Source organism: Streptomyces sp. FH025 (assembly GCF_017427025.1).
Lineage (GTDB): Bacteria > Actinomycetota > Actinomycetes > Streptomycetales > Streptomycetaceae > Kitasatospora.
The window spans coordinates 1-1,685 of the sequence record NZ_JAFLNG010001082.1 but is presented as its reverse complement, the minus strand read 5'-3'; the positions used below and the strand labels follow the sequence as shown (position 1 = coordinate 1,685).

The window sequence follows — 1,685 nt, the reverse complement described above, 5'->3', positions numbered from 1 at the left end:
CCCAGCAGGTCCTCGGGACCGTCCTGGGCGCCGCGGGCCACCGCGCGTACGACGTCGTCCACGCCCCAGGCGTTCCACAGCAGTCCGGCCGCCAGGGCGCCGGTGAGCAGCCGCAGCCCGGCGCCCCGCGGCCCGGGCCCGGCGACGCGGGCGCGCCCGGCCACCTCGCGCAGCAGCGCGGCGAGGCACAGCGCGAGGTGGAGCACGCCGACGGCGCTGTACCCGGCCAGCGCCAGACGCGCGGACAGGTCGGGGGAGACGGTCAGGCCGCGGCCGTCCAGGCCCGGCGCGGCGAGGGCGACCAGGGCCAGGCGCGCGCCCCAAACGGCGCCGAGCAGGGCGAGTCGGGCGCGCACCCGGCGCGGATCGGGCCCGGCGCCTTCGGGCACGGGCCCGGCGGCGCGCAGCGCCAGCGCGAGCAGCCCGATCGCGGCGCCCGCGCCGTCGCGCAGCCCGTCACCGAGCACGATCACCAGCACCAGCACCGGCAGGCCCGGCAGTCCCGCGTCCTGGACGGCCCGTACGGTCGGCGGGGCCAGCACCAGCAGGGACGTGCCGAGCAGCGCCGTCGCGCAGCAGGTGTAGCGGGCGGCGGCGCGCGGGCGAGAACGGCTGCGGGCGAAGTGGACGGCGCTCAGCGCGAAGAACAGGGCGACCGGGTAGAGGGCGAGTTCGCTCACGCGCCCCGCCCCGCTTCCCGACCGCGGCCCGGGACCGTGGGCGGGCCCGCGGCCAGCAGGGCGTCCAGCGCGTCCAGCGGCCCCGGCGGCGGCGTGGGCCCCGGGCGGTGGGCCGCGTCCGAGCCCTCCGCCCGGCTCAGGATCAGCGAGGCCAGCAGCTCCGCCTCGCGCTCCTGCGGCTCGTCGTAGCTGGTGCGCCCCAGCACCCGCCGCACCAGCGCGGGGGACAGGTGCGGCAGCAGCGCGGCGGCCGGGGCCAGCGGCGCGGTGCCGGCGTGGTCGAGCAGCAGGTGCGCGATCTCGTGGACCAGGATGTGCCGGCGGTGCAGCGCGCCGGTGTCCGCCGCGTACAGGATGTAGTCCGCCTCCAGGGTGGAGACCAGCAGCCCGCAGGGGGTGTGCGGGCGCGCCGGCACCGGCAGCAGCTCGATCGGCCGCCCGCGCCGGCCGGCCAGCCGCTCCAGCAGCACGGCCGCGTCGAACGGGCTCGGCAGGTCCAGCCGTTCGGCCGTGCGACGGCAGCGCCTGAGCGTCGACCGGTAGCCCCTGTCACCCCACACGCCGAGCTCCCCCTCCCTCGCGGACGCCCTTCCCGCTCCCGACCGCCGTCAGGACGAGGAGCGCCTGCGCGCGGCGTCCCGGCGGGCGATGACCTCGACCAGCTCGCTGACGGTGTCCAGGCCCTCCGGCGACAGGCCCACCGCCCGCAGCGCCAGGCTGCGCACGCCCGCGTCGCGCAGCGCGCCGAGCAGGGCCAGCTCCCTGGCGATCTCGGCGCCCTGCCGCTCGTCGAAGAAGTAGGCGGGCGGGACCTGGAAGAACCGGGCCAGCGCCTCCAGATGGCGCTTGGTCGGGTTGTCCCGGCGCCCGGTGCGCAGCTGCCACAGGTAGGTGGTGGAGAAGGACTCCCCGGTCGCCTCGCGGCAGGCCCGGGCCACCTCCTCGTTGGTGTACTGCTCGCGGTCGGGGCGGCGCACGGTGTGGAACAGCGCCTCGATCCGGGCC

At 78.5% G+C, this 1,685-nt stretch carries 2 protein-coding genes and 1 pseudogene; all 3 read right to left on the bottom strand.

The features are described from left to right. A pseudogene (locus J0670_RS37485) lies at window positions 1–680 on the bottom strand (hypothetical protein); the annotation flags it as partial. Beyond that, the gene (locus tag J0670_RS37480) at window positions 677–1,240 is read right to left on the bottom strand and encodes a ParH-like protein (RefSeq protein ID WP_307806869.1); all 564 of its coding nucleotides are present in this window, start codon (window positions 1,238–1,240) and stop codon (window positions 677–679) included. The gene J0670_RS37480 and the pseudogene J0670_RS37485, both read right to left, overlap by 4 nt. A gap of 48 nt (window positions 1,241–1,288) precedes the next feature. Beyond that, the coding region (locus tag J0670_RS37475; RefSeq protein WP_207817242.1) for a helix-turn-helix domain-containing protein at window positions 1,289–1,685 on the bottom strand (397 nt) is incomplete at its 5' end.